22 protein-coding genes and 1 pseudogene are annotated in these 23,359 nt (G+C 66.9%); 16 read left to right on the forward strand and 7 right to left on the reverse strand.

The features are described 5' to 3' along the window. Positions 1-156 precede the first annotated feature (156 nt). Both ON19_RS35860 and ON19_RS35865 read left to right on the forward strand, forming a co-directional pair. Positions 157-3,429, forward strand: coding sequence for a protein kinase domain-containing protein (locus ON19_RS35860; RefSeq protein ID WP_043703331.1), 3,273 nt, complete (start codon positions 157-159; stop codon positions 3,427-3,429). A gap of 421 nt (positions 3,430-3,850) precedes the next feature. Continuing rightward, positions 3,851-5,020, forward strand: a complete 1,170-nt coding sequence (locus ON19_RS35865; RefSeq protein ID WP_043703333.1) for a type III polyketide synthase — start codon at positions 3,851-3,853, stop codon at positions 5,018-5,020. A 229-nt stretch (positions 5,021-5,249) separates the two neighbouring features. Here the strand turns inward: ON19_RS35865 and ON19_RS35870 are convergent, their stop codons facing one another. Then, entirely contained in the window at positions 5,250-6,029 is a 780-nt protein-coding gene (locus ON19_RS35870; RefSeq protein WP_043703336.1) for an enoyl-CoA hydratase-related protein, read from the reverse strand. A gap of 130 nt (positions 6,030-6,159) precedes the next feature. After that, positions 6,160-6,561 (reverse strand): VOC family protein, encoded by a 402-nt coding sequence (locus tag ON19_RS35875; RefSeq protein WP_218006538.1) that lies wholly within the window; start codon positions 6,559-6,561, stop codon positions 6,160-6,162. A 401-nt stretch (positions 6,562-6,962) separates the two neighbouring features. On the opposite strand from ON19_RS35875, the gene ON19_RS35880 reads away from it, so the two are divergent. The 3 genes and pseudogenes from ON19_RS35880 to ON19_RS35885 all read left to right on the forward strand — a co-directional run bounded on the left by ON19_RS35880 (position 6,963) and on the right by ON19_RS35885 (position 8,493). Further along, positions 6,963-7,379: a Zn-ribbon domain-containing OB-fold protein gene (locus ON19_RS35880; protein WP_227955010.1), complete on the forward strand. Its 417-nt coding sequence runs from the start codon at positions 6,963-6,965 to the stop codon at positions 7,377-7,379. Positions 7,380-7,388: 9 nt separating this feature from the next. Further along, positions 7,389-7,679, forward strand: a pseudogene (locus tag ON19_RS44915) (hypothetical protein); the annotation flags it as partial. Between the two features lie 91 nt (positions 7,680-7,770). Next, on the forward strand, positions 7,771-8,493 hold the full coding sequence (locus ON19_RS35885; RefSeq protein WP_227954765.1) for a spore photoproduct lyase family protein: 723 nt from the start codon (positions 7,771-7,773) through the stop codon (positions 8,491-8,493). A gap of 116 nt (positions 8,494-8,609) precedes the next feature. Here ON19_RS35885 and ON19_RS35890 read toward each other — a convergent pair whose 3' ends face one another. Further along, positions 8,610-9,215, reverse strand: a complete 606-nt coding sequence (locus ON19_RS35890) for a helix-turn-helix domain-containing protein (protein WP_043703341.1) — start codon at positions 9,213-9,215, stop codon at positions 8,610-8,612. An 87-nt stretch (positions 9,216-9,302) separates the two neighbouring features. Between ON19_RS35890 and ON19_RS35895 the strand changes: the two genes are divergently transcribed. From ON19_RS35895 to ON19_RS35905, 3 genes are read left to right on the forward strand one after another with little or no spacing between them, the layout of a single operon-like run. Further along, positions 9,303-9,929: a class I SAM-dependent methyltransferase gene (locus tag ON19_RS35895; RefSeq protein ID WP_043703344.1), complete on the forward strand. Its 627-nt coding sequence runs from the start codon at positions 9,303-9,305 to the stop codon at positions 9,927-9,929. Positions 9,930-9,966: 37 nt separating this feature from the next. Next, the gene (locus ON19_RS35900; RefSeq protein ID WP_043703347.1) at positions 9,967-10,467 is read left to right on the forward strand and encodes a DinB family protein; all 501 of its coding nucleotides are present in this window, start codon (positions 9,967-9,969) and stop codon (positions 10,465-10,467) included. A 24-nt stretch (positions 10,468-10,491) separates the two neighbouring features. Then, a complete protein-coding gene (locus ON19_RS35905) occupies positions 10,492-11,517 on the forward strand; it encodes an alpha/beta fold hydrolase (RefSeq protein WP_043703350.1) in 1,026 nt (341 codons plus the stop codon). Between the two features lie 25 nt (positions 11,518-11,542). On the opposite strand, the gene ON19_RS39550 is transcribed toward ON19_RS35905, so the two are convergent. Together ON19_RS39550 and ON19_RS35910 are read right to left on the reverse strand one after the other, a co-directional pair. After that, entirely contained in the window at positions 11,543-12,970 is a 1,428-nt protein-coding gene (locus ON19_RS39550) for a M48 family metalloprotease (protein ID WP_051169664.1), read from the reverse strand. Then, a complete protein-coding gene (locus ON19_RS35910; protein ID WP_051169665.1) occupies positions 12,967-13,434 on the reverse strand; it encodes a hypothetical protein in 468 nt (155 codons plus the stop codon). The genes ON19_RS39550 and ON19_RS35910 overlap by 4 nt, the downstream gene beginning before the upstream one ends. A gap of 448 nt (positions 13,435-13,882) precedes the next feature. Here ON19_RS35910 and ON19_RS35915 point away from each other — a divergent pair, with 448 nt between their 5' ends. Both ON19_RS35915 and ON19_RS35920 read left to right on the forward strand, forming a co-directional pair. Next, a complete protein-coding gene (locus tag ON19_RS35915) occupies positions 13,883-14,293 on the forward strand; it encodes a hypothetical protein (RefSeq protein WP_043703351.1) in 411 nt (136 codons plus the stop codon). A 206-nt stretch (positions 14,294-14,499) separates the two neighbouring features. Continuing rightward, a complete protein-coding gene (locus ON19_RS35920; RefSeq protein ID WP_051169666.1) occupies positions 14,500-15,240 on the forward strand; it encodes a TetR/AcrR family transcriptional regulator C-terminal domain-containing protein in 741 nt (246 codons plus the stop codon). Positions 15,241-15,320: 80 nt separating this feature from the next. Here the strand turns inward: ON19_RS35920 and ON19_RS35925 are convergent, their stop codons facing one another. Beyond that, on the reverse strand, positions 15,321-16,016 hold the full coding sequence (locus ON19_RS35925) for an MBL fold metallo-hydrolase (RefSeq protein ID WP_043703353.1): 696 nt from the start codon (positions 16,014-16,016) through the stop codon (positions 15,321-15,323). Positions 16,017-16,430: 414 nt separating this feature from the next. Here ON19_RS35925 and ON19_RS35930 point away from each other — a divergent pair, with 414 nt between their 5' ends. The 4 genes from ON19_RS35930 (at position 16,431) to ON19_RS35945 (ending at position 20,902) form a co-directional block, all read left to right on the forward strand. Further along, on the forward strand, positions 16,431-17,831 hold the full coding sequence (locus ON19_RS35930) for a hypothetical protein (protein WP_043703356.1): 1,401 nt from the start codon (positions 16,431-16,433) through the stop codon (positions 17,829-17,831). 47 nt (positions 17,832-17,878) lie between these two features. Continuing rightward, positions 17,879-19,120 carry an AAA family ATPase gene (locus ON19_RS35935; RefSeq protein ID WP_043703359.1) on the forward strand — a complete coding sequence of 414 codons (1,242 nt, stop codon included), beginning with the start codon at positions 17,879-17,881 and terminating at the stop codon, positions 19,118-19,120. Next, the gene (locus ON19_RS35940; RefSeq protein WP_043703361.1) at positions 19,117-20,355 is read left to right on the forward strand and encodes a vWA domain-containing protein; all 1,239 of its coding nucleotides are present in this window, start codon (positions 19,117-19,119) and stop codon (positions 20,353-20,355) included. The genes ON19_RS35935 and ON19_RS35940 overlap by 4 nt, the downstream gene beginning before the upstream one ends. A gap of 169 nt (positions 20,356-20,524) precedes the next feature. After that, entirely contained in the window at positions 20,525-20,902 is a 378-nt protein-coding gene (locus ON19_RS35945) for a PLDc N-terminal domain-containing protein (protein ID WP_043703363.1), read from the forward strand. Between the two features lie 157 nt (positions 20,903-21,059). Here ON19_RS35945 and ON19_RS35950 read toward each other — a convergent pair whose 3' ends face one another. Then, a complete protein-coding gene (locus ON19_RS35950) occupies positions 21,060-22,271 on the reverse strand; it encodes a cytochrome P450 family protein (RefSeq protein ID WP_051169679.1) in 1,212 nt (403 codons plus the stop codon). Between the two features lie 281 nt (positions 22,272-22,552). Between ON19_RS35950 and ON19_RS35955 the strand changes: the two genes are divergently transcribed. Both ON19_RS35955 and ON19_RS35960 read left to right on the forward strand, forming a co-directional pair. Then, the gene (locus tag ON19_RS35955) at positions 22,553-22,948 is read left to right on the forward strand and encodes a VOC family protein (RefSeq protein WP_043703365.1); all 396 of its coding nucleotides are present in this window, start codon (positions 22,553-22,555) and stop codon (positions 22,946-22,948) included. Between the two features lie 2 nt (positions 22,949-22,950). After that, positions 22,951-23,319, forward strand: coding sequence for a VOC family protein (locus ON19_RS35960; protein WP_043703368.1), 369 nt, complete (start codon positions 22,951-22,953; stop codon positions 23,317-23,319). Positions 23,320-23,359 lie beyond the last annotated feature (40 nt).

A 23,359-nucleotide genomic window follows, 5' to 3' on the forward strand; every position in this document is an offset into this window, starting at 1 on the left:
CTGTTTCGGCCGGTGGGGCCGGATGTGTACACCTGGAATTCTCGATTCGGACGGGCAGACCGTTCGCCTTTGTTTGCGATACGCTGGTCATCATCCAAGGTGAGCGCATGGTGTTCCCGGTGTTCGCCCACATGCCCGGTGAATCGCATGCCGTAGATGACAGACGAGGATCCACTCCGGACCCGCCGCGACACGATCACACCCGTCACGGCCGATTTGAGTGCGTCCGGGTTCGAGGCCGCCGAGCAGGTCGGGCACGGCGGTTTCGGTGAGGTCTATCGCTGCACACAGGTAGCCCTGGAGCGCACGGTGGCGGTGAAGGTGCTGACCGCCGAACTCGACGAGGACAACCAGGCGCGATTCTTGCGCGAGCAGCGGGCGATGGGTCGGCTGACCGGACATCCGAACATCGTCACTGTGCTCCAAGCGGGTGTCACCGAAAGCGGGCGTCCCTACCTGGTGATGCCCTATTACCCCTTGGATTCGCTGGATGCCTGGATTCGTCGGCAGGGCGCGTTGCCGGTGGAGACCGTGCTGTGGATCGGGTTGAAGATCGCTGGTGCGCTGGAAAGCGCGAACCAGCTCGGAATTGTGCATCGCGATGTGAAACCGGGAAACATTCTCTTCACCGATTTCGGCGAGCCGGCGTTGACCGATTTCGGTATCGCGCGCATCGCCGATGCATTTCAAACGACCGCGGGCACCCTCACCGGGTCCCCGGCATTCACCGCGCCCGAGGCGCTCGGCGGCGATGCCCCGACTCCGGCCACGGATGTCTACGGCCTCGGTGCGACCTTGTTCTGCGCCCTCACCGGGCATGCCGCGTTCGAACGCCGCAGCGGTGAGCAGGTGGTAGCGCAGTTCCTGCGGACCACCAGCGAGCCGGTGCCGGATCTGCGGGAAAGCGGCATTCCCGACGACGTGTCGGCCCTGGTGGAATCGGCGATGAGCCGGGACCCGCGGGAGCGGCCGTCGGTGGCTGCGATCGGCGAGGCCATCCGGCGGATACAGCAGTGTCACGGATACCAGGTCGGTGAGATGGCGCTGCACGCGAGACCGGCCCGCGGGCCGCGGAATCAGACACCGTCGCTGCGAGTATGGGCACCGCCCGCTACGGCGGGGATCCGCGGCGACACCCGCCATCCGCCGCTCGAGCTGACCAGTTTCGTCGACCGCCGCACCGAGACGTCGGAGGTGAAGAATCTGCTGTCGGCCTGTCGGCTGGTGACGTTGGCCGGGATCGGTGGCGTCGGAAAGACCCGGCTGGCGCTCCGGGTGGCGACCAAGGCTCGGCGCGATTTCGCCGATGGGGTGTGGATCGTCGAGCTGGCCGATCTGCGCGACCCGTTACTGCTGGTCGAAGTCGTCGCGGGCACCCTGGGCCTGCGGGATCAGTCCGACCGGTCGCTGCTCGACGTTCTGGTCCGATTCCTGGGCTCGCAGGAAGCGCTGCTGGTTCTCGACAGCTGCGAGCACGTGGTGGCAGCCTCGGCGGAGCTGGCCGAGACGTTGTTGGCGGCTTGTCCGAATCTGCGGATCCTCGTCACCAGCCGCGAGCCGCTGGACATCGCCGGGGAAGCGATGGTGCGGGTGTTGCCACTGACGGTCCCGGATCCCGATCGCGAGCCGACGTTGCGGGGACTGCCCAAATACGACGCGGTCACGTTGTTCACCGACCGCGCCGCCGCGGCGGTGCCGGGCTTCGAACTTGCCGAGGGGAACAAGTCCACGGTGGCTCGGATCTGTTCCCGGCTGGACGGCTTGCCGCTGGCGATCGAACTCGCGGCGGCCCGGATGCGCACCATGTCGCCCGAGCAGATCCTGCAGCGGCTCACCAACCGGTACGCGCTGCTCACCCGCAACAGTCGCACCGCGCCGACCCGGCAGCAGACACTGCGCTGGTGCATCGACTGGAGCCACCAGCTGTGCACACCGGTCGAGCAACGGCTGTGGGCCCGGCTATCGGTGTTCGCCGGCGGCTTCGAACTAGACGCCGCCGAGCAGGTGTGCGGCGCCGGCCTGGCGCCAGAGGATTTGCTCGATGGTTTGTCCTCTCTGGTGGACAAATCGATTGCGATTCGGGAGGCAGCGGATGGCACCGTGCGCTTCCGGATGCTCGAGACCGTGCGCGACTACGGGCGAAAGAAGCTGCAAGAGACCGGCGAATACACCGATCTGCGTCGACGACACCGCGACTGGTACCAACGATTGGCTATGGACGCGGAGGCCGGGTGGATCAGCGACCAGCAGCTCGACTGGCTCGCTCGACTCGAGCGCGAACAAACGAATTTCCGGGACGCGCTCGAGTTCTGCCTGTCCGAGGACGATGCGGAGGCCGCCGAAACCGGGCTGCGCATCGCCGCCGCGCTATTCATGTTCTGGAGCTTTCGGGGCCTCTACAGCGAAGGTCGCCGCTGGCTCGGCCGCGTGCTCGCACACCCCGCCGCGCACTCGACACCCGATCGCGTCAGAGCACTTCACTCGAGCACGATCTTGGCGGCGGTGCAGGGGGACCTGCAGTACGCGACCACCTTGGTGGAGCAGGCACGCGCGCTCACCGAACAGGACGCCGCTCCCACATCCCAGGCGCTGGCCTCGTACGCCGACGGCGCTCTGGCGCTGTATCGAGGTGAACTCGACCGGGCGGTATCCGCGCTCGAGCCTGCCCTCGGAGTGTTCGAATCGGACAGGCCGGAATATCTGTATGTCGCCGCGTTGTCCATGCTCGGTTGGGCACACGCACTCCAGGGCAATATAAGCCGGGCGCTGGAGTATCACGAGCGAATACTCACCATCACCGAAGCGTGCGGTGAGTCGCTTTTTCGGTCGACCACGCTGTGGGGTATCGCCATTGCCGTATGGCAGCAGGGCGAGCGGTCCCGGGCACAAGAGTTGCTGCTGGAATCGCTGCGGGTCAATCGGCGCGTGGGCAGCCCGGTCGTCGCTGCCCTCGACCTCGAGGGGCTGGCTTGGACCATCGCCGATGGCAATGGTGAGCGCTCGGCCGTCCTGATGGGTGCCGCGGAAAATCTGTTGTGGTCCGCCTCCGGCGTCGCCACCTTTTTCACAGAGCTGACCCAATATCACGATGAATGTGAGCGCATGGTGCGTCGCGCGCTCGGGGCACGAAAATTCGATGCGGCATTCCGGCGCGGCCAGGCTCTGGGGATGAGTGCTGGAGTGGCCTACGCACTGGAGGAGCCGTCAACCGCCACGCAGCCCCCTTCGACACTGAAATTGACCAAGCGTGAGCGGCAGGTCGCGGACCTTGTCGCCCAAGGACTCACCAACAAGCAGATCGCCGCGAAATTTGTTCTCTCGCAACGCACCACAGAAGGCCATGTGGAACATATCCTGAGCAAACTCGGATTCACCTCTCGCGCGCAGATCGCCGCGTGGGTCGCGGAAGATGCTTACCAAGAGAGTTGACCGTTCGGCCGGCGCCTCGACCACGCGAATCGGCGCGGAGTTCGCCCCACGCATGTTGACTCCTTTCCCGCGACGGCCTACCGATGCACCAATCGATTAACTGATATCAAGTACCGAGTAATCGACAGGAGGTGCGCGGTGTGCAGTAAGGCATGCATGGCGACCTGGGCCATACCCACCTCGCCGTTCGCGCCCATCTGGATCACCGAGATGGTGCGCCGACAGCACGACAAGTAGGAAGGTTCGCGCCAACGAACACCCTCGCCGGCAGGGCTCGACCGCGAGCGCTTGCCTCGCACTCGAGCAACTCGGAGGCCGGGGTGGGGGATCCACACCCCTTGGGTGCCTATTTGCCAGGCGTTCGCTACTCGACGATTGGAGTACTCATCCCCAATCGCTCAGGCGAGGAAGAACGAGCCTTATGTCAATCGCTCTCGAACAGCCACGTCTCACCCGCAGGGCTGCGCACGCGCGCGAGCACACAACTCCCTCACCGCCGCGGACGACCGTCCCCGTCATCGAAGCAATCGCGACCGGTTCGCCTAGCCAGGTCCTCGACCAAACCGTCGCAGCCGACTGGATAGCTGGGCAATTCACCGATCCGGAGCAGCAAACCCGGATCAGACGCATCTTCCGCAAGACCATGATCGACACCCGGCGATTCGCGGTCGACCCGCTGGATCCTCGACATCATGCGCCCAGCGGCAAACCAGCGACGATCCAAGATCGCATGCAGCTGTTCTACCGCCACGCCGTCCCACTGGCGATCGATGTGGCGCGGCGAGCGCTCGACGGTGTCGACCCGGCCGACCTCGGACTTCTCGTGTTCGCCACGAGCACCGGCGTCATCGCGCCCGGCGTTGACGTCGCGGTCGTCGATGACCTCGGACTGCCCCGGTCGGTCGCCCGCCTGGTGGTCAACTTCATGGGCTGCGCGGCGGCGATGAACGGAATTCGCACCGCCTCGGACTTCGTCCGGGCCAACCCGGGCAAGAAGGCGATGGTCCTGTGCATCGAGCTCAACTCGGTGCATGCCGTCCCCATCGCAGACGTCGATGACGCGGTGAGCTACAGCCTGTTCGGAGACGGCTGCGGCGCGGTCGTCATCGGGGCGCGCCAAGGGGCAGAGCGTGCCGAAGCCGGAACGATCGTTATCCGTGACAACTTCACCCACCTGTTCGAGGGCACCCAAGACGGCATCGCGGTCGGCGTCAACCCCGACGCCATCACGTGCGAGCTGTCCGAGAACGTACCCCAGTACATCTACAACGGCGTTGCTCCCGTCGTCGGAGACATTCTGCGCCGCAATGAATTACGACAGCCAGACGTCGATGTGTGGGCAATCCACCCGGGCGGGCCGAAGATCTTGCTCGAATCCGCGCGATCGCTCGGCCTCCCGCCGGAGGCCTCGTCGACGAGCTGGGGCGTTCTCGGTGAGTACGGAAACATGTCGAGCGTCTCACTGGTCTTCGTGCTCGAACGGATAGCCGGTGAGACAGGGGCGGACAAGCCGATCTCGACGGGCGTCGCGTTCTCGTTCGCGCCGGGAATCACGATCGAGGGCATCGTCTTCGACGTCGTTCGCCGCTGATCATGCTGTCTCTCGGCCATCCGGCCCGTCGAGCGCCCCCTGCCTCCGAGAATGCGACAACTGCCCCTTCGAAGGTGGTGGACCTGCGAGCGATACCAGTTGATCCACCACTTCGACCAGCGGATCCCAGCTGTTCCAACGCAATCAGCGCGGCCAACTTCCCCGTGCCGGACATGCCCGTCACCAGGATCACCGCCACAAGCGGATCGTACGCCCAACTGGTGGAAGCTCAATCACGCCAGACGGGTGGGCGCTTCGCCAGGAACGCCGCCATCCCCTCGCGCGCGCCGGGAAGTTGCGCGGCGGCGGCCATGACTTCCAGGGCGAGAGCGTAGGCATCTGCTTCGGGGCGGTCGAGTTGGGCGTAGAGAGTGCGTTTGCCGAGTGCCTTGCTGGCACGGCTGCCACGGGTAGCGCGCGCGAGCAACTCGCCCACTGCGGCGTCCAGCTCGGCGTCCGGCACCGCCCGGTTGATCAGACCCCACTGTTCGGCGGTGCGGGCGTCGATCGGGTCGCCGGTGAGGGCCAGTTCCATCAGGCGTTTACGGCCGACGGCGCGGGCCACCGGCACCGCAGGGGTGTGGCAGAACCAGCCCCCTTTGCCGCCGGGGAGCGCGAAACCGGCCGATTCGGCGGCGACAGCGAGATCGCACGAGGCCACCAGCTGGCAGCCGGCGGCCGTGGCCAGACCTTGCACCCGGGCGATCACTACCTGCGGCACCGACTCGATGGTCGACATCAGCTCGGTGCACAGTGTGAGCAGTTCCCGCACACCGAGCAGGTCACGCGCGGCGACGTCGGCGAAGTCGTGTCCCGCGGAGAACACCGGGCCGTGCGCCCCGAGCACTATCCCGGTGGCGTCGGTCTCGCCGGCGTCCCGGAAGGAGGCGAGCAGTTCGGCCAGATGCTCGCCCGACAGCGCATTGCGCCGCTCCGGCCGGTTCATGGTGATGCGCACCGTGTCACCGTCCCGCGCGACCAGCAGATGCCGATATTCCAAGGCGGTCATCTCTCCACCGTAGATCCTTGGTCAGCGCTGCCGCGCCACGGATGACAGGCTGTTATCCGTGGCACCAGCCAACTTCTTCCGCGGGCTTTTCGCCGGTACCCGCCAGGACTCAATGGTTCAACTCGGCGGACTATTCCGCGTACGGCTGATCTGCCGCCTGGGCGCTGTAGCCGATGCTCCAGATGTAGCCGTCCGGGTCCGCGAAGGTGCCGCCGTATCCACCCCACTCCGTGGCGGCGGCAGGCTTGAGGATCGTGGCGCCTGCCTTCTCGGCTTCGGCGAGAATCTCATCGACCCGCGACTCGCTGCGGACCACGTAGGTCAGGGCCAGCCCGCTGAAACCGCTGCCCTCCGGATTCGTGCCCATCTCGGCGGCCAGACCATCGCGACCGTAGAAACCGATGAGCGGCCCGCCCTCTGATGAAAAGAACACCGATACGCCATAGTCCCGATCGATTTTCCAACCGAGCCCCTCCACATAGAAACGCTTCGACCGGTCCATGTCCTGGACCCCGAGGAGGACCGAACTCATCTTCGATTTCATTCCCTGTCTCCTAAGTTCGTAGAACCGTGTGATGCACACAGCGGCCACGTTATTTGCGGCTCGCTGCGCGGCGCTTCTCGATTCCTGATCGGTTCGTCGGCGCGCACGTATGGCGCCGCGGAACCGATGGAACGCAAGATGGCGCGCCCGAGCGATTCGAAGACTCGGGCGGTCGGCGAGCCCGCACAGGTGCTGGCCGCACTGTCACGCGGCAGGAAAAAACAGGTATGTCCCGGGTCATTCGGCCGACGCGCGGCGCGGCCTGTCGAGGCAGGCTGGAGCGGACTTTGCCAGCACCCTCTCGGGAGGCTCGTATGCACACGAACAAGGTGAACAACGCTTCGAATGTCGGCAGCGACGGCAGCGCACTGTGCCGGAATGGCATGTTGATGCTCTACCTCTGCGTGCAGTGCGACAAGTTGCTCGCGCCGATAACGGCTGCCTGTTCGTCCTGCGGATCGGACGAACTCGAGAGTGTGCCATCGTCGGGCACGGGTTCCGTCGTGTCATGGCGGGTGGTGGATCGCGCCCCGGCCGACCGGCATGGTGAGTTGGTGCCGCTGACGATCGCCATCGTCGAACTCGACGAAGGGCCGTTGGTATACACGTCCATCGAAGGGGAGATCCCCTCGTCGCCGGGCCGTCCGATGCGCGTCCGCTTCCAGCCCCACCCCCGCGAAGGCAGGTTCCCTGTCTTCGCGGTCAGTACCGATGAGCCATCGCTGACCCGAGCGACCCGGCCTGGGCGGTCGCACTGCTCACCCGGGGTCGCTCGCGCCCACCGGAATGTCGGTGGAGTGGAGTAGGCAGAGGTCATGACTCGATCCGCCAGAGCTCCCGACCCCTTCCTGCCCACCTCGGGCCCCCGCCTGCTGGACGTCCGTCGGCTGTGGGCCGAACCGGACGCGCTGGCGAGCCCGCGCGGCCGGCAGGTGCGCGCGCGCTTCCCCGATGCCGAGGTCATCACCGTCGCCTCGCACTGGAAGATCGACGAGCTGCACGGCAACGCGGGCAACATCGACCGCTGGATCCGGGTCAAGACCGAGGACCTCGTGCTCGGGATCAAGAAGTCGCTGACGGCCCGGGAGAACGGTCGCTCGGCCGACTGGATCGCACCCTCGACGTCCAACGGCTGCGCGATGGCGTGCGCCTACTGCTACGTCCCCCCGCCGCAAGGGCTACGCCAACCCGATCACGGTGTTCACGAACATCGACAAGATCATCGGCTACCTCGCAGGTCACGTGCGCAGGCAGGGGCCCAAGACCGTGCCGAACCAGTGCGACCCCCACGCGTGGGTCTACGACCTTGGCGAGAACAGCGACTGCTCGGTCGACGCCCTGGTCAGCGACAACGTCGCCGACCTGATCACTGCGTTCGGCGCGTGGCCCACCGCGAAGGCGTCGTTCGCCACCAAGTACGTCAACCGGGACCTGCTCGACCTCGACCCCCGCGGGCGTACCCGGATCAGGTTCTCGCTCATGCCCGAGGCCGACTCCCAGCTGCTCGACCTGCGCACCACGCCGATCCGGCAGCGGATCGCCGCGATCGACGACTTCGTGGCAGCGGGCTACGAGGTGCACGTCAACTTTTCGCCTGTGGTCGTCCGTCCCGGGTGGGAGGAGGACTGGGCGGAGCTGCTGGATCAGCTCTCGGACGGCACGGGTTCCGCGTTCAAGGCCCAGGCCGCTGCGGAGATCATCATGCTCACGCACAACGAGCAATTGCACGAACTCAACCTCGGCTGGCATCCGAAGTCCGAGGAACTGTTGTGGCGCCCGGAGATCCAGCAGGCCAAGCGCTCCCAATCGGGCATGTGGAACGTGCGCTATCGCAACAACGTCAAGGCCGCCGGGGTCGAGACGCTGACCGACCTCATTGCCCAGCGGGCACCCTGGTTGACGGTGCGCTACGCGTTCTGAACCGCCGAGTTGCCCTCCGCCGAACGCCATCTGGGTCGACGGTCGTCAACAGGTGACAGGGGTGCACCTGCGCTTCGGCCGGTCGATCGATCAGCCGACGCGGTTGCGGGCGCAGCTCACCGCTGAGTCCCTCCGTGCGGCACCAGAGGAGCGTCGGGCCGCACGTGCGCACGCATCCCTTGCAAGCCGAACAGGATGAGAAGCTCCACCACGCCGCCGTCGGCGCTGCCCAGCCAGTGCGGCAAGGACGTGTCGAATTCGGCTGCCTCACCGGCCGACAACGTCAGGTCGCGCTCGCCGAGCACCAGCCGCAGGCGACCGTTGAGCACGTACAGCCACTCGAAGCCTTCGTGCGTTTGCGGCGTCGGTTCCAGCGGTTCCGGCCGAGCGGGGATGATCATCTTGAACGCCTGGGTACCGCCGGGCCGGCGGGAAAGCGGAATGAAGATCATCCCGAACCGCCGGATCGGCTTCAGGTGGACCCGGGGGTCGCCGGTGCGGGGGGCGCCGACGAGCTCGTCCAGCGGAACGTCGTAGGTGCGTGCCAGCGGCAGCAGCAACTCCAGACTCGCCCGGCGCTGCCCGCTCTCCAGCCGCGACAGGGTGCTCTCCGACACCCCGGTCCGCACTGCGAGATCGGCGAGGGTGATGCCGCGGTCGCGTCGCAGCGCACGCAGCCGCGGCCCCACCGCGTCGAGTACATCGTTTGTTTCGGGGTCCACGAGCCCATCTTGCCGGAACCGCAAGATTTCGTGCCAGATCGCGGTGTGCGCGGCGAGACTGAGCGCGTCCCGACACTAGGAGCCTCGATGAGCACCACCGATGCGGTCACATTCTGGGACGGCGTCTACGCCGCCCGACCGGAAGCCACCGCCCCGCAGCCGAATTACCGTCTCGCCGAGTTGGTTTCGAGCCTGCCGCCCGGAAAGATGTTGGATCTGGGATGCGGCGCAGGTGGCGACGCACTGTGGCTCGCCCACCGGGGTTGGCACGTCACCGCCATCGACATCTCGGCCGTCGCGGTCGGGCGGCTCGGCCGCCTCGCCATCTCACACGGCCTCGGCGACCGCATCGTCGCCGAGCGGCACGACCTGCGCGAATCCTTCCCGCAGGGCCGGTTCGACCTGATCTGCGCCCACTACCTGCACACCCCCTTCGACCTGGATCGGGCAACCGTCCTGCGCGCGGCCGCGCAGGCGCTGCGTTCGAGTGGGCGGCTGCTGGTCGTCGACCACGGATCCACCGCGCCGTGGTCATGGAACCAGGATCCCGACCTGCGGTACCCGACCCCCCACGAGGTCGCCGCGGGAATCGGGCTCGACCCGGCGACATGGACGGTCGAGCGGGCTGACGCACCCCACCGGATCGCGACCGGACCGGACGGGCGCACCGCCGAGGTCACCGACCACGTCCTGCTCATCCGCCGCACCGCCTGACCAGCCGCCGAAGCCGCTCCCGCTGGAAGGAGCCACCATGCCCACCGCCTCCCACCGCAACCGCCGCGGCGACAACCCGCCGCCCCGGACCGGAAGCACCGAGGCCGAAACCCTGCGCGGTTTCCTCGACTACCTGCGGACCTCGATCGCAGCGAAGGTCGAAGGCGCCGCCGAACCGGAGGTCCGAACAGCCGCAGTGCCGTCGGGCACGAACCTGCTCGGACTGCTCGAGCACCTCACTTTCGTCGAGCGCTCGACGTTCCTGGGAGACACAGTCACCAACTGGCAGGCGACCTTCCAGGCCGCGCCGGCCGACAGCGTCGCCGACGTCGTCGCCCGCTACCGGCAAACGGTCGAACACGCGAACAAAGTGCTCGATGAATGCACCGAACTCGGCGCACCCGTCCCCCGGCGGCGGCCGAACAGCCCCGTTCCCAGCCTCCGCTGGGCACTCACCCACATGATCGAGGAAACCGCCCGACACGCCGGCCACGCAGACATCCTCCGCGAACTGATCGACGGCGCGACAGGCCGCTGACATCTTGTCCAGGAAAAGGACCACATGATCACCGTGACCCGGCCGCCGACGCGCGCCCTCCTCCGACCCGCACGCGCGATGGTTGCCGTCGCGCTCACCCTCCTGATCACGATGGGCGCCGCAGCCTGCTCCGCCACCACCCATGACGTCGCCCCCTACGCCACCGCCACCCAGGGCGACCCCGCGTTCGAGGAGACTTTCCGGCACGAGTTCGCCGACGTCGACGGTGTCGGTATGCACTATGTGACCGGCGGTAGCGGCACGCCGGTCGTCCTGATCCACGGCTGGCCACAGACCTGGTACGGCTGGTGGCCGATCATGCCCGCACTCGCCGAACACCACACCGTCTACGCCCTCGATCTCCCCGGACTGGGCGACAGCACCGGCTCACCGACCGGCTACGACAAGGCCACCCTCGCGCGATACATACACACCCTCATCGCCGACCAGCTCGGAGTGCGCGACGCCCGCGTCATCGGCCATGACTTCGGCGCCGCCGTCGCATTCCAGTACGCCGCTCAATTCCCCGCCGACACCACACGTCTCGGCTATCTCGACCTGCCGCTGCCTGGGCCCGCGATCGATGCGCCCACATACCGCTCACTGAGCTGGCACGTCGCCTTCCACACCCAGCGGCGGGTCCCCGAAACGGTGGTCGGCGACGACGTCCGCGAGTACCTGGCCTTGTTCTACCCACAAGTCTCCTTCGGCGGAACGGCATTCGGCGGCACGTCGGACCGAGCCCCCTTCACCGACGCCGAGATCACTGAATTCGCACGCAGTTACAGCAGGCCCGAGGTCCTCGCAGGCGGCTTCGAGCTCTACCGCACCCTCGACAAAGACGTCCGCGACACCATGGCGGCAGCACCGACACATGTCCCGACCCTTCTCCTGACCGCCCAGGGGCAACTCGATGCGGTCCGAGCCACCGTGTCCCCACGTCTGACCAATATCGTGCAAGCCGTGGACGTGCCGCGCGCGGGGCACTGGCTCGTCGAGGAGAATCCCCAGTTCGTCACCGCGGAACTACTGCGCTTCCTCGATCGATGACACCGCAATGGATCGAGAGACAGAACTAGAGCAACCATCTGTTGTCCTCGTCGCGGTACCGCCTGGGCATATCGAGCCTGCCGGGGTCCGCGAGGTTCGGCAGATCGGGGAAATCGTGACGGTCATGGGCGGCGGAGTGTTTCCACTGATGGGTCTTTCCCTTGGAAATGCCGTCGCTCAGTGAAAACAATATCGCGAGCGTCAGCACGACGAGAATCATCAATATGAGGCGGGGGACGCCTTCGATCCCGGGCCAGACGCGAATCATCCCGCCCCCGGTCAGCGTGCACGCGCCCACGGCGAGGAAGCTGGGCAGGATCTTGCCGTGATTGTCATCGATGAACCCGGACTCCGCCAGCCATCGGCATCTCCGGGCGCTCATCGGATGCGTCTGCCAGCTCTCGGCGAGCCGGGTGAGGATCCAGCCCATGACCCCGGCGATCAGAGCGAGCGGGCGGCGAACTCCATCGGTCCAGCGCAGGGGAGACAACCAGCCTGCGCGACGGATCTCCGCCAGCGCATCGGTGCCGCCCTCGAGCGCCGCCCACACCTCGGGGTCGGCTCCCCATACACGTGCATCGTGATCGGCTACCTGCTCGCGGGTGCGTTGCAGGCCCGCGTAGATCAGATGGCCCGTGACGATCAGCGATCCTAGAAAAACCAACTCTCGCAACGGGTTCGCCGCAACGTTCGGCTGGGAATTGCTACCCGCCGGGACAAGGCCGGTCGACAACCAGAGATGCACTGCCGCGGCGGGTACGGCGACACCGACGACGAACGTCAGCCACAGTGCACGCGCACCGTATCCGATCAGGACGTCTCGGTTGTGGACGTGGGCCAGTTCATGCAGCACCACCGCCCGGAAAATATCGGGCTGCCGCTGCCGCCTGCTCTGTCCCGTCCTGCTCAACTCCTCCTTGACCAGACCCGCGCCGAGGCAGATCGTCGGTCGGCCTCGACGGCGGATGGTGACAGCATCCGTGCTGCGATCGAAGATCGCGACAGCGAACTTCGGTGGGCGCGAGGTGAGTCCGGCGATCTCGACGAGGTCCTCGACCGTGGCCCGAAGCTGGGCGGGCACCGTCCCGAGCGTCGTACGCCGGGCCCACAGCGGCCCGATCCAGTAGATGACCAACGCCACGATCAGCACCGCAGCGGTCCACCAAAGCGCCGGCCGCACCGCCTGGGACACGGTTGCCGGAAGGCAATGAGAATACCGGCCGAATCCGGCCGGGAGTCGCAGCATCTCGACGTCCCATGGGTCGTCCGGATCGAATCCGGCCGCGTCCAGACAGCGTCGGTACGCGGCTTCGCCCTTCAAGGCCAGCAGCATCCGGCTGGACAGTATGAGCGACCATGCCGGGATCACCGCCAGCAGCAGTACGCAACGGCGGCGAGTACCCCAGGACAGAAAGCCGCGATGCCGCCGCGCACCGTCGGCGTTCCTGGTCACTGTCCGATATCCGGTTCGATCGCCCGGAGCCGGGCGACGACCTCCTCGGCCAGTTCCTCGGCCCGGGCGTTGTCGAATCCCCGCGCGACCGCGCCATCGACGACCTGGTGCCGCACGCGCCGCAGCGTCTCCGAATCCACCGGAGGCACAACGGGATCCGCCACACGCCGCCTGCCGACCATGGCGCGCACACGAGTGCCGATCCTGCTCGTGGCGGCATCGACGGCCTTTCCGGTCGCATGGTCGGAAAGTTGTTCGACCACCATCCAGACCAGCGGCAGCACGAACGGCGCGACATCGGCGAGCCCGAAACGTACCGGTCCCCGCCATCGCCCACCGGCGCGGCGCAGCGATCGGCTCACCTGCTCATCGTCCAAGGAATCCAGACTTTCCAGTAGCCACCGCTCTTCCGGAACCTTGCTTCCTACGACATCCCACACGATTTGGCGCACCGTCGTGACCATGAGACCCCCTATTCGTCAAGCTCGCCGAAATTGTGATGGTACCGATCGGGCACATCGGGTGCGGCTCCCTCGCGATGACCGCATCGGCTCACACGCGGTCAGTCTTCATGCGCCACCACGACGTTCCGCCTCCGGTGCAAAGGGGATCTCGACGAGGCACCTTCAGCTCAACCAGGCCCCCGGACCCTTGCCCGCACCCAGTACGACATCCCGGGCCGAGACCTTCCGATGTCCCACGGTGGCGGCTCGGTGCTCTTGCGCATGTACGAGCGCCGCAGCGGCCGTGAATGGCTCCGGGGGGGACCCGCCTGAATGGTTATCAAAGGGTGTCCGTTGTGTGGCTGTGCCGCGCTGTCAGCGCAGCCCCGCCTTTACCCGTTCATTTTTCCAGTTCAGGGGTAGTCGACTGGCGTTAGGGTGAAGAGGGGAGAGTGCGAGGAGTCGAAAGATGAGCACCACCATTGTGATCGTGATCGTCGTCGCGGTTGTAGTTCTGCTTTTGGCCGGCGTATGGGTGTTGATGCGCAAACGGCGCGAACACCAGCGGGCCGAAGCCCGAGGCATTCGTGACCGCGCGGCGGAACAAGCATTCGAGGTCGGTCAGCAGGAGGCGCGGGCGAAGGAGACCGCCGCCAAGAGCCGGGCGGCAAAGGCCGAAGCCGAGGCCAAGGCGGCGCAGGCCGAGCAACTTGCCCAGCAGGCGCACGTGCATCGCGGTGTGGCGGCGGATTCGCGAACCGAGCTGGACAAGGAGTGGGAGCGCGCGGATAAGGTCGATCCGGCCTCGAAGGCAGGTGAGTCGCAGCACAGGGCTGATCCTGATCAGCCGCCGCCGCCCAAAACCGGTGGCGTGGCGTGAACCTTCCATCCCGCGGTTCGCAGCCGCCGGCGGAACCGGCGTAGTCGAGCACCGCGCGTCAGAACGCTCGATAGGCGGTTGGTAGCAACAGCCGCTGCGCGAAACAGTTGTCTGCCCAGCTCAGGGCCTAGATACATCGTATGTCTACAGTGTAGACTTACAACGATGACAGGACAGCGCTCCGACCGAGAGGAGGCGTTGATCCGATGAGCCGTGTCAAGGCCGGACCGATCGGTTCCGCAGATTCCTCGGCAGACCGCGCCGCCCGCGTGAACCACGCGGGCAACCCGCTGACCCGGTCCGCGATGCTGGCGGCCGCCCTCGAGATCATCGATCGCGATAGTGTCGAGCGCCTGTCGATGCGGCGCCTCGGCCAAGCGCTCGACCGCGACCCGATGGTGCTCTACCGGCACGCGGCCAACAAAGCCGCACTCCTCGACGGAGTCGCCGAAAGCGTGCTCGAACAACTCACCGTCGACCCCACCGACCCGGACTGGCGCCGTCAACTGCGCATCATCGCCCGCGACTTCCGCCGACTGGCCGTAGCCCACCCGAACGTGGTTCCCCTGCTGGTCACCCACCCGCTGTCCACCCCGCTCGGACTGCGGCCGTTCGGCATCCTGCGGCCATTGGAACGCACCCTCGACCTGCTCACCCGAGCCGACTTCAGCAGTACCGACGCCCTGCACATCTACCGCGCGCTGTTCGGATTCCTCTATGGCCACGTCCTCAACGAACTCCAGGAAATCATCGAACGCCCCGAGGAGACCGACGATGTACTGCGCCTCGGCCTGCACCGCTTACCGGTCGGCGAATTTCCCTTACTTCGCGGCCTCGCCTCGGATCTGGCCGCCTACGAAGGCGGAGCCGAACTCGAACGCGGCCTCGACATCCTGATCAGTGGTCTCACCGAGACCATGGCACCAGCCGCCACGCCGCCGAGATAGGCGCCCAACGCCGGGCGTCAGGTTGACGGGTCCGGGGGGCGGACGGACTCGTGTTGGCCGCAGCCGTGGCGCGACCGGCGTCAGTGCGCCGACCGCTGACTGCGCCACGCGCGCAGCGGCTCGCCCATCAGTACGTCCCCGTGGCCGACGCAGACGATATCGACGTCCAGTGCGGTCAACCGATGCGCGGCTGCGTCGACGGCCGTGCTGTCGAGGTTGAACACGCCCGGCATGGTGACACCGCGAAGGTTGGCCAGCGTGTCACCGGTGAACAGCACACGGTGATGTGGCAGATGCAACGCCAGACTGCCTTCGGTGTGTCCAGGGACAGCGAGGATTTCGGCGCCGCCGCCGAAGTCGAGCACCTCGCCGCCGCGTAGCTCGCGGTGCACCGGGGCCGGGCGCGGAGGTGTGCCCGGTTCCAGAGCCTCGGCGATCGGACGTTCCCAATCGCGCAACACCGGCGCCGGCTGTGGACGTTCGCCGCGCACGATATCGGCATCGGCGTGATGGGCCCAGATCTCGGCTCCCCATTCGGCGAGGTCGGCTGCTGAGCCGATGTGGTCGTCATGGGCATGGGTGAGTATCACCCGCCGCACCTGGTCGGCGCCGAAACCCAAGGCGCGCAGCCCTTGCTCGATCTCTGCGGCGGCCCCCGGCAGACTGCTGTCGATCAGCGTCACCTCCGCTCCGTCGTTCCACACGTAGACGTTGAGGTCGTTCACCTCGGCAAACCGTAGCGCCCCGAGCTGCGGCAATACAGATACGATTTCCACTCTCGGAAATCTACTGAGGACCAGCTCGTCCGCCCCACGCGATCTGCTCTGGGCAGAAAACACCCGTCGACACCGGACGCCGAACTCACAGATTCCCGCCACGACCGCCGGGAACCCTGGGCATGGCCTCCATCGAATAGCTGCTGCTGGCCACCGACCGCCCGAACAACTCGGAGAAGATCCTTGGGCTCGATTGTGGATCGCTTCTGCTTGGTCGAGGGACCCACCAATTATCAACTGCGGCAACATATCTGGGCGGGTAAGTAGCAGTAGCTCGAAACGAGTGGGCGGCTCGGCGAAGCTACCGCCGGGCTCCCTTGGCTGGCCGGTGTCGGTGCGGGACGTTATGATCATCGCGATGACGACTCATTCTGTTCAAAGATTGGGGGTTCCATTCGTGCAAGGTGAGTGCTGATGCTCACTCACATCGCGAATGGGGACGACTCCCGTTTTTCCTTCTGGCTGCGTGTGCGTGAGTTCGCCGTGCCGCCCACCATGATCGAGACCGCTACCGCCCGCCGTCGCGTGGGCGACTGGGCGGGCGCGTGCGCCGCCGCAGGCTTCGATGTCGATTTCAGTTTGCGGTCGGTGGCGCGTAGCCACGGGCACGAACTCGCGGCTCGAATCCGGTCCGATCTCCGCCATCTGGCTCCTGACCTGTTGCGCTGGCATCTGCCGAGGGTTGCTCCGGACGGGTTGTTGCGACCAGGTCTGACCATCGCCTTGGCGCGGTACGACGTGGCACCGGACCAGCGCGGCGGCGCGCATCCCATACAGCTCGTCGTTCGAACCGCGCCGGCTTGGGCGGATGCCGGTCAGCGGATCAGTCTCGCGCTGTGGGACGGATCCGCCACCGGGCCCGGAACCAGCTTCCATCCGCATCCTCGTCCCAACCGGCGTTTCCGCCTGGATCTCCATCGCCACCTGTGGGACGCGCGGAGGATCGATGAGCTGGGGACGCGGTCCGGGGCGCAGCGGCCCGGAGACGACCGCCCGATGCCGGACTCCGAGCTGCTCGCCACGGTGCCGCAAGTCCACCGCTGCGCCGTTGACCGATGGGCGGCGGAGGCGGAAATTCTCCGCCACGCCGAGGGGCGGCGTAGCAATACTTTTGTCGTGCGGTTCGGGGCCCGGCAACGGTTGATCCTGGACGTGGATGCCGACGGCGCCGGACCGCCCGTGGTGCGGATCGCGTCGGGATACCCGGCCGGCGGCGTCTCCGCGCTGCCGGTCCTGCCCGACGCGGCGACCTGGGTGCTGCCTGATCTGGAACTGATCCGCACCGGCGCGATAGCGGCCGATCGGCTGCATCCGCTGGTCGCCTCGGCACTGGTACCCGACTGCTCGCCGACCGAGGCATCCCGCCTCCCGGACCGGGCAGGTCAACCGCGCGTCGTGCAGTGCAGGGGAGAACAGCACCGGATCGGACTGGTCAACGGGGTCTTGTCCGCGCTGGACCACGACCGGGCCGAGATCCGGCGGGAGGAACTGCTGGTCGCCCTGACCGGCACTCCGCTGCCTTGCCTGCGGGCTATTGACGAGGCGCACCGGCGTCCGGACTGTCTTGTTGGCGTCCGGGAGCGTTTGGACCATGGCGACACCGCCGGCGCGCTGGCCATCGTAGCGGGACTGCTCGGTACCGACGCATCACTGCGCGACGGTGCTCTGCGCGACGAACTCGAAACGTCCGCGCAACGGCGAATCACCTATGGACTGTTCAGAGCAGGCCTGTCCGAACCCGGAATCGGCCGCATTCCCCCGGTTCGCCGTCCACGCGACCGACGCGCGCACCCGCGCCACGCGACGTCGCACTGACTCGGCGATTTCGTCCCACATCCACTCGACCCCCGAGGTGATCACACATGCTTGCTGCTGTCCGCACATCCGCCGATCCGGCCCACCCCTCCCAGCTCGACGTCGCCGACGAGTTGCTGACTCTGCTGCGCGAGGTAACCACCGAACCCCGCCCCGACACCCAACTCGAAGCCCTGGCACTGGCCGTGGCCGCCGACCTACCGGTTCTCCTGTGGGGTGAACCGGGGATCGGGAAGACCGCGGCCCTGACCCAGCTCGCCGCCGACCTGGACCTACCGCTGACCACGGTAATCGCGAGTGTGCATGAGCCGTCGGACTTCTCGGGCCTGCCCATCATCGGAGACGATCCCGCCCAGAACGGCGTCCCGATGGCTCCGCCGGACTGGGCCGTACGACTCGTCCGGGCCGGCCGCGGACTGCTGTTCCTGGACGAGCTGTCCACCGCGCCGCCCGCTGTGCAAGCCGCCCTGCTCCGTCTGGTGCTGGAGCGGCGGATCGGCAACATCCAACTGCCGCGCGGTGTCCGGATCGTGGCCGCGGCCAACCCGCGATCTTCGGCGGCCGATGGCTGGGAGCTGAGCCCGCCGCTGGCCAACCGATTCGTGCACCTGCAATGGACCCACGATCACGACGTCGTCGTTCGCGGCCTCGGCGGGACCTGGCCCCATGCGACCCTGCCGCGGCTGGCTCCGGAGAAATTGAGCGAGGCGGTGGCTTTCGCACGCCGCGCGGTGTGTGTGCTCCTCGCGGCCCGTCCCGCTCTCGTGCACCAACTCCCCAGCGCTGAAACGCGCCGGGGCGGTCCCTGGCCGTCGCCTCGAAGCTGGGAGATGACACTGTGGCTGATCGCCTTCGCCACCGCGGCCGGCTCATCTCGCGAGGTGCTTTCCCTGCTGGTCCGGGGCACGGTGGGCGATGGGCCGGGCTTCGAACTGCTGGCCGGCCTGGACCGGATGGACCTCCCGGACCCGGAGGCGCTGCTCGCCGATCCGGCGGGCGCTGCCTTGCCCGAGCGAGGGGATCTGCGCCAGGCCGTGCTCGACGGTGTTGTGGCGGCGGTCCGTAAACGCCCGGAAAAATCCCGCTGGGATGCGGCATGGGCGCTTTTGGTGAAGGCTTTGGAAACCGGAGCCCCGGATCTGATCGTCGTTCCCGCAACCACTCTCGCCACGCTGCGCCGAGACCACTGGGACGTGCCTGCGGCGATCGAGGAACTCGCCGGAGTGGTATCGGTGTCCCAGGAAGCGGATCAGGCAGCCGACCGTGTCGCCGCGAAGGCAGGCCGATGACCGCGACCGCACCGCGGACGCTGGACCGCGACAAGCTCTTCGCCGCCCGATTGCACGCCGCCAGGGTCCGGCCCTATCTGGCGACCGCCCTGTTCGCCCTGTGCGTGGTCGAGTCGCGCCGAGTACCGACGATGGGCGTCGACCGGCACTGGCGGTGCTACGTTTCGCCGGTGTTCGTGGACCGGACTTCGGTGGAGGACCTGGCCGGAGTGTGGGTGCACGAGGTGTCGCATCTGCTGCGCGACCATCACGCTCGCAGCGACCGATTCGCCCGGCAACACGACCTGACCGGCCCGGCGGAACGACTGCGTATGAACATCGCCGCAGACTGCGAAATCAACGACGACGCATTCGGTGACGGGCTGGCTCAGCCCGAGGACGCTGTCACGCCCGCGTCCTTGGGGCTGCCCGAAGGGGAGCTGATGGAGGACTACCTGCGTGAGTTCCGGCTCGGACCGAATACACAGGGCATAGCCTGGCTCGACTGTGGCAGCGGCGCCGACGGATTGGAACGTGAGTGGGAACTGGGAGCGGACGGTGCCGACGGCCTCAGCGAACAGGAAAGAGACGCCGTCCGGTTCCGGGTGGCGCAGGGCATCATCGGCCGTCCGGGCAACGCGTCCAAAGGGTGGCAGCGCTGGGCGGAAGAGGCGTTCCACCCGCCGCAGCCATGGCGCGAGCTGCTGGGAGCGGCCATGCGCTCGGCGGTCTCCGGCGCCGGTGCGGGCGAGGACTACACCTATCGTCGGCCGGCCCGGCGCTCGGCTGGAGTGCCCGGCGTGGTGCTGCCGAGTCTGCGGCGAACGCCCCCTCGGGTCTCGGTGCTCATCGACACCTCGGGATCGGTCAGTGACACCGAACTGGGCAGCGCGCTCCTCGAAGTGGCCGCCATCTCCCGCGCCGTGGGCGGCCGCCGCGACCTGGTCACCGTGCTACCGTGCGACGCGGCGGCGAGGATCGTGCACCCGCTGTGTCGAGCCGAGCGAATACCGCTGGTGGGCGGCGGGGGCACGGACTTGCGTACGGGCATCGCCAAGGCGCTGCGAGCCCAACCCGGCCCCGATGTCCTCGTGATTCTGACCGATGGCCAGACACCCTGGCCGACCAGACGGCCACCGTGCCGGACAGTGGTGGGCCTGTTCCGTCGGCAGCACGCCGCTTCCTGGCGCGAACACGATCCCGATTACGTTCCGGACGCGCCGCCCGCATGGGCACGAGTAGTCGATATCGGGTAGGCGCCCGCCGCTCGGGGGCTGCGGGAGCCGACGACAACTTATCGGCCTCCGTGGCCGACTGTGCGTTGCGCGTGATGTGCGATCGAAATCGTGCGGCTTGCGAATCGGGCGTCCGAGCTCGACAATGACGGGTTGATATCGGGTGGGGAACGCGAGGAGAACGATCCAAATGCCATACGCCGTAGTGGGTTTGATCACCCTCATGCTGTGGGTCTACTGCATGATCGACGTGATCATGGCACCCGAAGCGGAGATCCGGCAGCTGCCCAAGGGCCTGTGGTTGGTGATCGTGCTCTTTGTCCCCACGATCGGAGCGATTCTGTGGCTGGTGCTGGGCCGACCGCCGAGCGTGCCCCGACGGCCGGGGACAAGCCGATACCCGGAGTACGATCGCCCGGGTCGTTACGTGCCGCAGAATCCGGCTGCCGATGAGGAGTTTCTGCGAGGATTGCGGGAGCGCGCAGAACAACAGCGGCGCGAAGCGCGGCGGCAGGAGCAGCAACGTCAGGCCGAGGCGGAACAGCGCCGGGCGGACGAAGAGCCGTAGAACATACGGCCGCCGCGGCCGCCCGACCCCCGTCACCAGCACCCGGCGACTCGTCTCCGGATCATGCGGACGGCAAGGGAGCGGGTCATACCGGGCCCTGGCGATTGTGGCCCGCGTCAGGGCGCGAGAAAAGGTGAGGGGATGGGTGTGCGCTGGGTCAGTTCGCGGGGGATCCGAGCAGTACGGGAAGAGTGAGGGGTCCGCTGGTGATGAACTGCGGGCTGTGCGGGATCAGGGCGGGGTCACACGCCAGGCTCAGGCGAGGGAACGCGTCGAACAGCGCGGACAACGCGATCCGGGTTTCGAGCCGAGCCAGCGGTGCGCCGAGGCAGAAGTGCGGTCCGTGACCGAACGCCAGTTGGTCGTGGTGATCGTGCTCGATGTCGAAGACATCGGCGTCGGGATACCGTCGTAAATCCCGTCCGACCCCGGCGAACCATCCGACGATGGCGCCGGCGGGGATGTCGACCCCGGCGATGCTGACATCCCGCAGCGCGTAGCGGTTGAACATCACGCAGGCTGACGAACGGAAACGCAGTGCCTCCTCCACCACATCCGTCCACCGGTCCTCGGCACGGGCCTTGGCGAGTTGCTCGGGATGGGTGCACAACGCGATGACCGCGGTGCCCAGCAGGTGCACTGTCGTCTCGTGTCCGGCGATGATGAGCAGCCACAACGTTTGCACCAGTTCCTCGTCGCCCAAACGGTTTTCGGCGTTGGCCCGCAGCAGGGCCGAGGTCAGGTCATCACCGGGAGCGCGCCGCTTGCGGTCGAGCAGTTCGGTGAGGTAGACCAGCATTTCCTCCACCGCGGTCTTCGTTTCGTCGCCTGTGCTGGTGTGTGACACGACCGTCGTGGTCCAGCGCCGGATCTGTGCTCGTTCGGCCGCAGGCACCCCGAACAGTTCGCAGATCACGCGTACCGGTAGGGGTGTCGTGAAGTGGGAAACCAGATCGACTTCGGTATCGCGATCGCGGAGGTCGTCGAGGAGTTCGCCGGTGATCTGCCGAATTCGCGGTTCCAGCGCGGCCACCCGGCCGGGGGTGAACGCTTGGCCGATCGTTCTGCGCAACCGGCGGTGATCGTCCCCGTCCTTGTTGAGCATGTGATCGATATCGGTCAACGCACGTAGGGGCCAGTCCGCCGGGATGGTTCCGTCGTGCAACGCGGGGCAGTTGCGGGCGTTCTTGCTGAACAGTGTGCCGTCGCCGGCAAGGACTTCGCGCACGGCCTGGTGACCGACCGCGAGCCAGGCCGCGACCGCGCCGGGCAACTCGATCGGGACCACCTGGCCCCGTTGGCGGATGCGCTCATAGGTGTCGAAGATGGATTCTCCAGCGGTGGGCAGTTGGATCACGGCTTCGGTCATGTCGTCTCCCAAAATCGCGAACAGGTGGCGCGCACGCAGCCGGGTCGGGCGCGGTGCCAAATGAGTGTGGACCACGGCTCTGCGCTGCTTCGACCGAACCGGAATCCTCTGCCCCGGAACGGAATTTCGCGGAACGAAACCGATGGACGGTGGCCGTTCGGGACTGGTTGCGCCCGGACCATGAGGAAGCCAGGTCTCGAGCAGCCGTGCCAGCCGGACCGACCTCTGTCGGGGATGCGCCGCACCGATGAGTTCGTCGGCCCCGTGTCGTCTTACCGAGTATGACTACACCCACAATCGGCAGTCTGTTGTTGTCCAGCACCGATCCGGCCCGTCTGCGTGATTGGTATGCGGCGGTCTTCGCGCCGAAGGTCGACCGTACGCCCGGCGAGCCCGGCTACGATGTGCTGGACTTCGGCGGTTTCTACGTGATGATCGACAGCCGCGACGACGTCGGGGCGGCGAACCCCGAACCGGGCCGAATGATCCTGAACGTCGATGTGGACGACGCCCGGGCGATAGCCGCTCGCATCGATGACCTCGGTGGACGATGGCTGGCCGAGCTCGACGATCGAGACGGCAGCCTGTTCGCCACCGCGATCGACCCTGATGGCAACTATGTTCAACTCATTCAGCTGAGCCCGCAGCATCGGGCTGCGATGACCGAGAGGGGCTAGTGATGCTCACCGACAGCAACGCGTTCAGTGGATTCTCGGTAGACGACATCGAGGCGGCCAAGACGTTCTACGCCGAGACGCTGGGGATACGGGTCGCCGAGGAGAACGGGATGCTCCAGCTGCACCTCGGCGGTGGGGGCACGGTGCTGGTGTACCCGAAACCGGACCACACACCCGCGACGTTCACCGTATTGAACTTCCCGGTCTCCGACATCGAGGCGGCTGTCGACGAACTCATCCGCCGCAACGTGCGCTTCGAACGCTACGAATTCGCCGAGCAGGACGAGAAAGGCATCCACCGCGGAGGCGGCCCCCTGATCGCCTGGTTCACCGACCCCGCGGGCAACGTCCTGTCCGTCCTGCAGCAGTAACGCTCCGGACACGGCACCTCCGGAGGCCTATCCGAGGCAG

The sequence above is a fragment of the Nocardia abscessus NBRC 100374 genome, assembly GCF_000308455.1.
Taxonomy (GTDB): domain Bacteria; phylum Actinomycetota; class Actinomycetes; order Mycobacteriales; family Mycobacteriaceae; genus Nocardia; species Nocardia abscessus.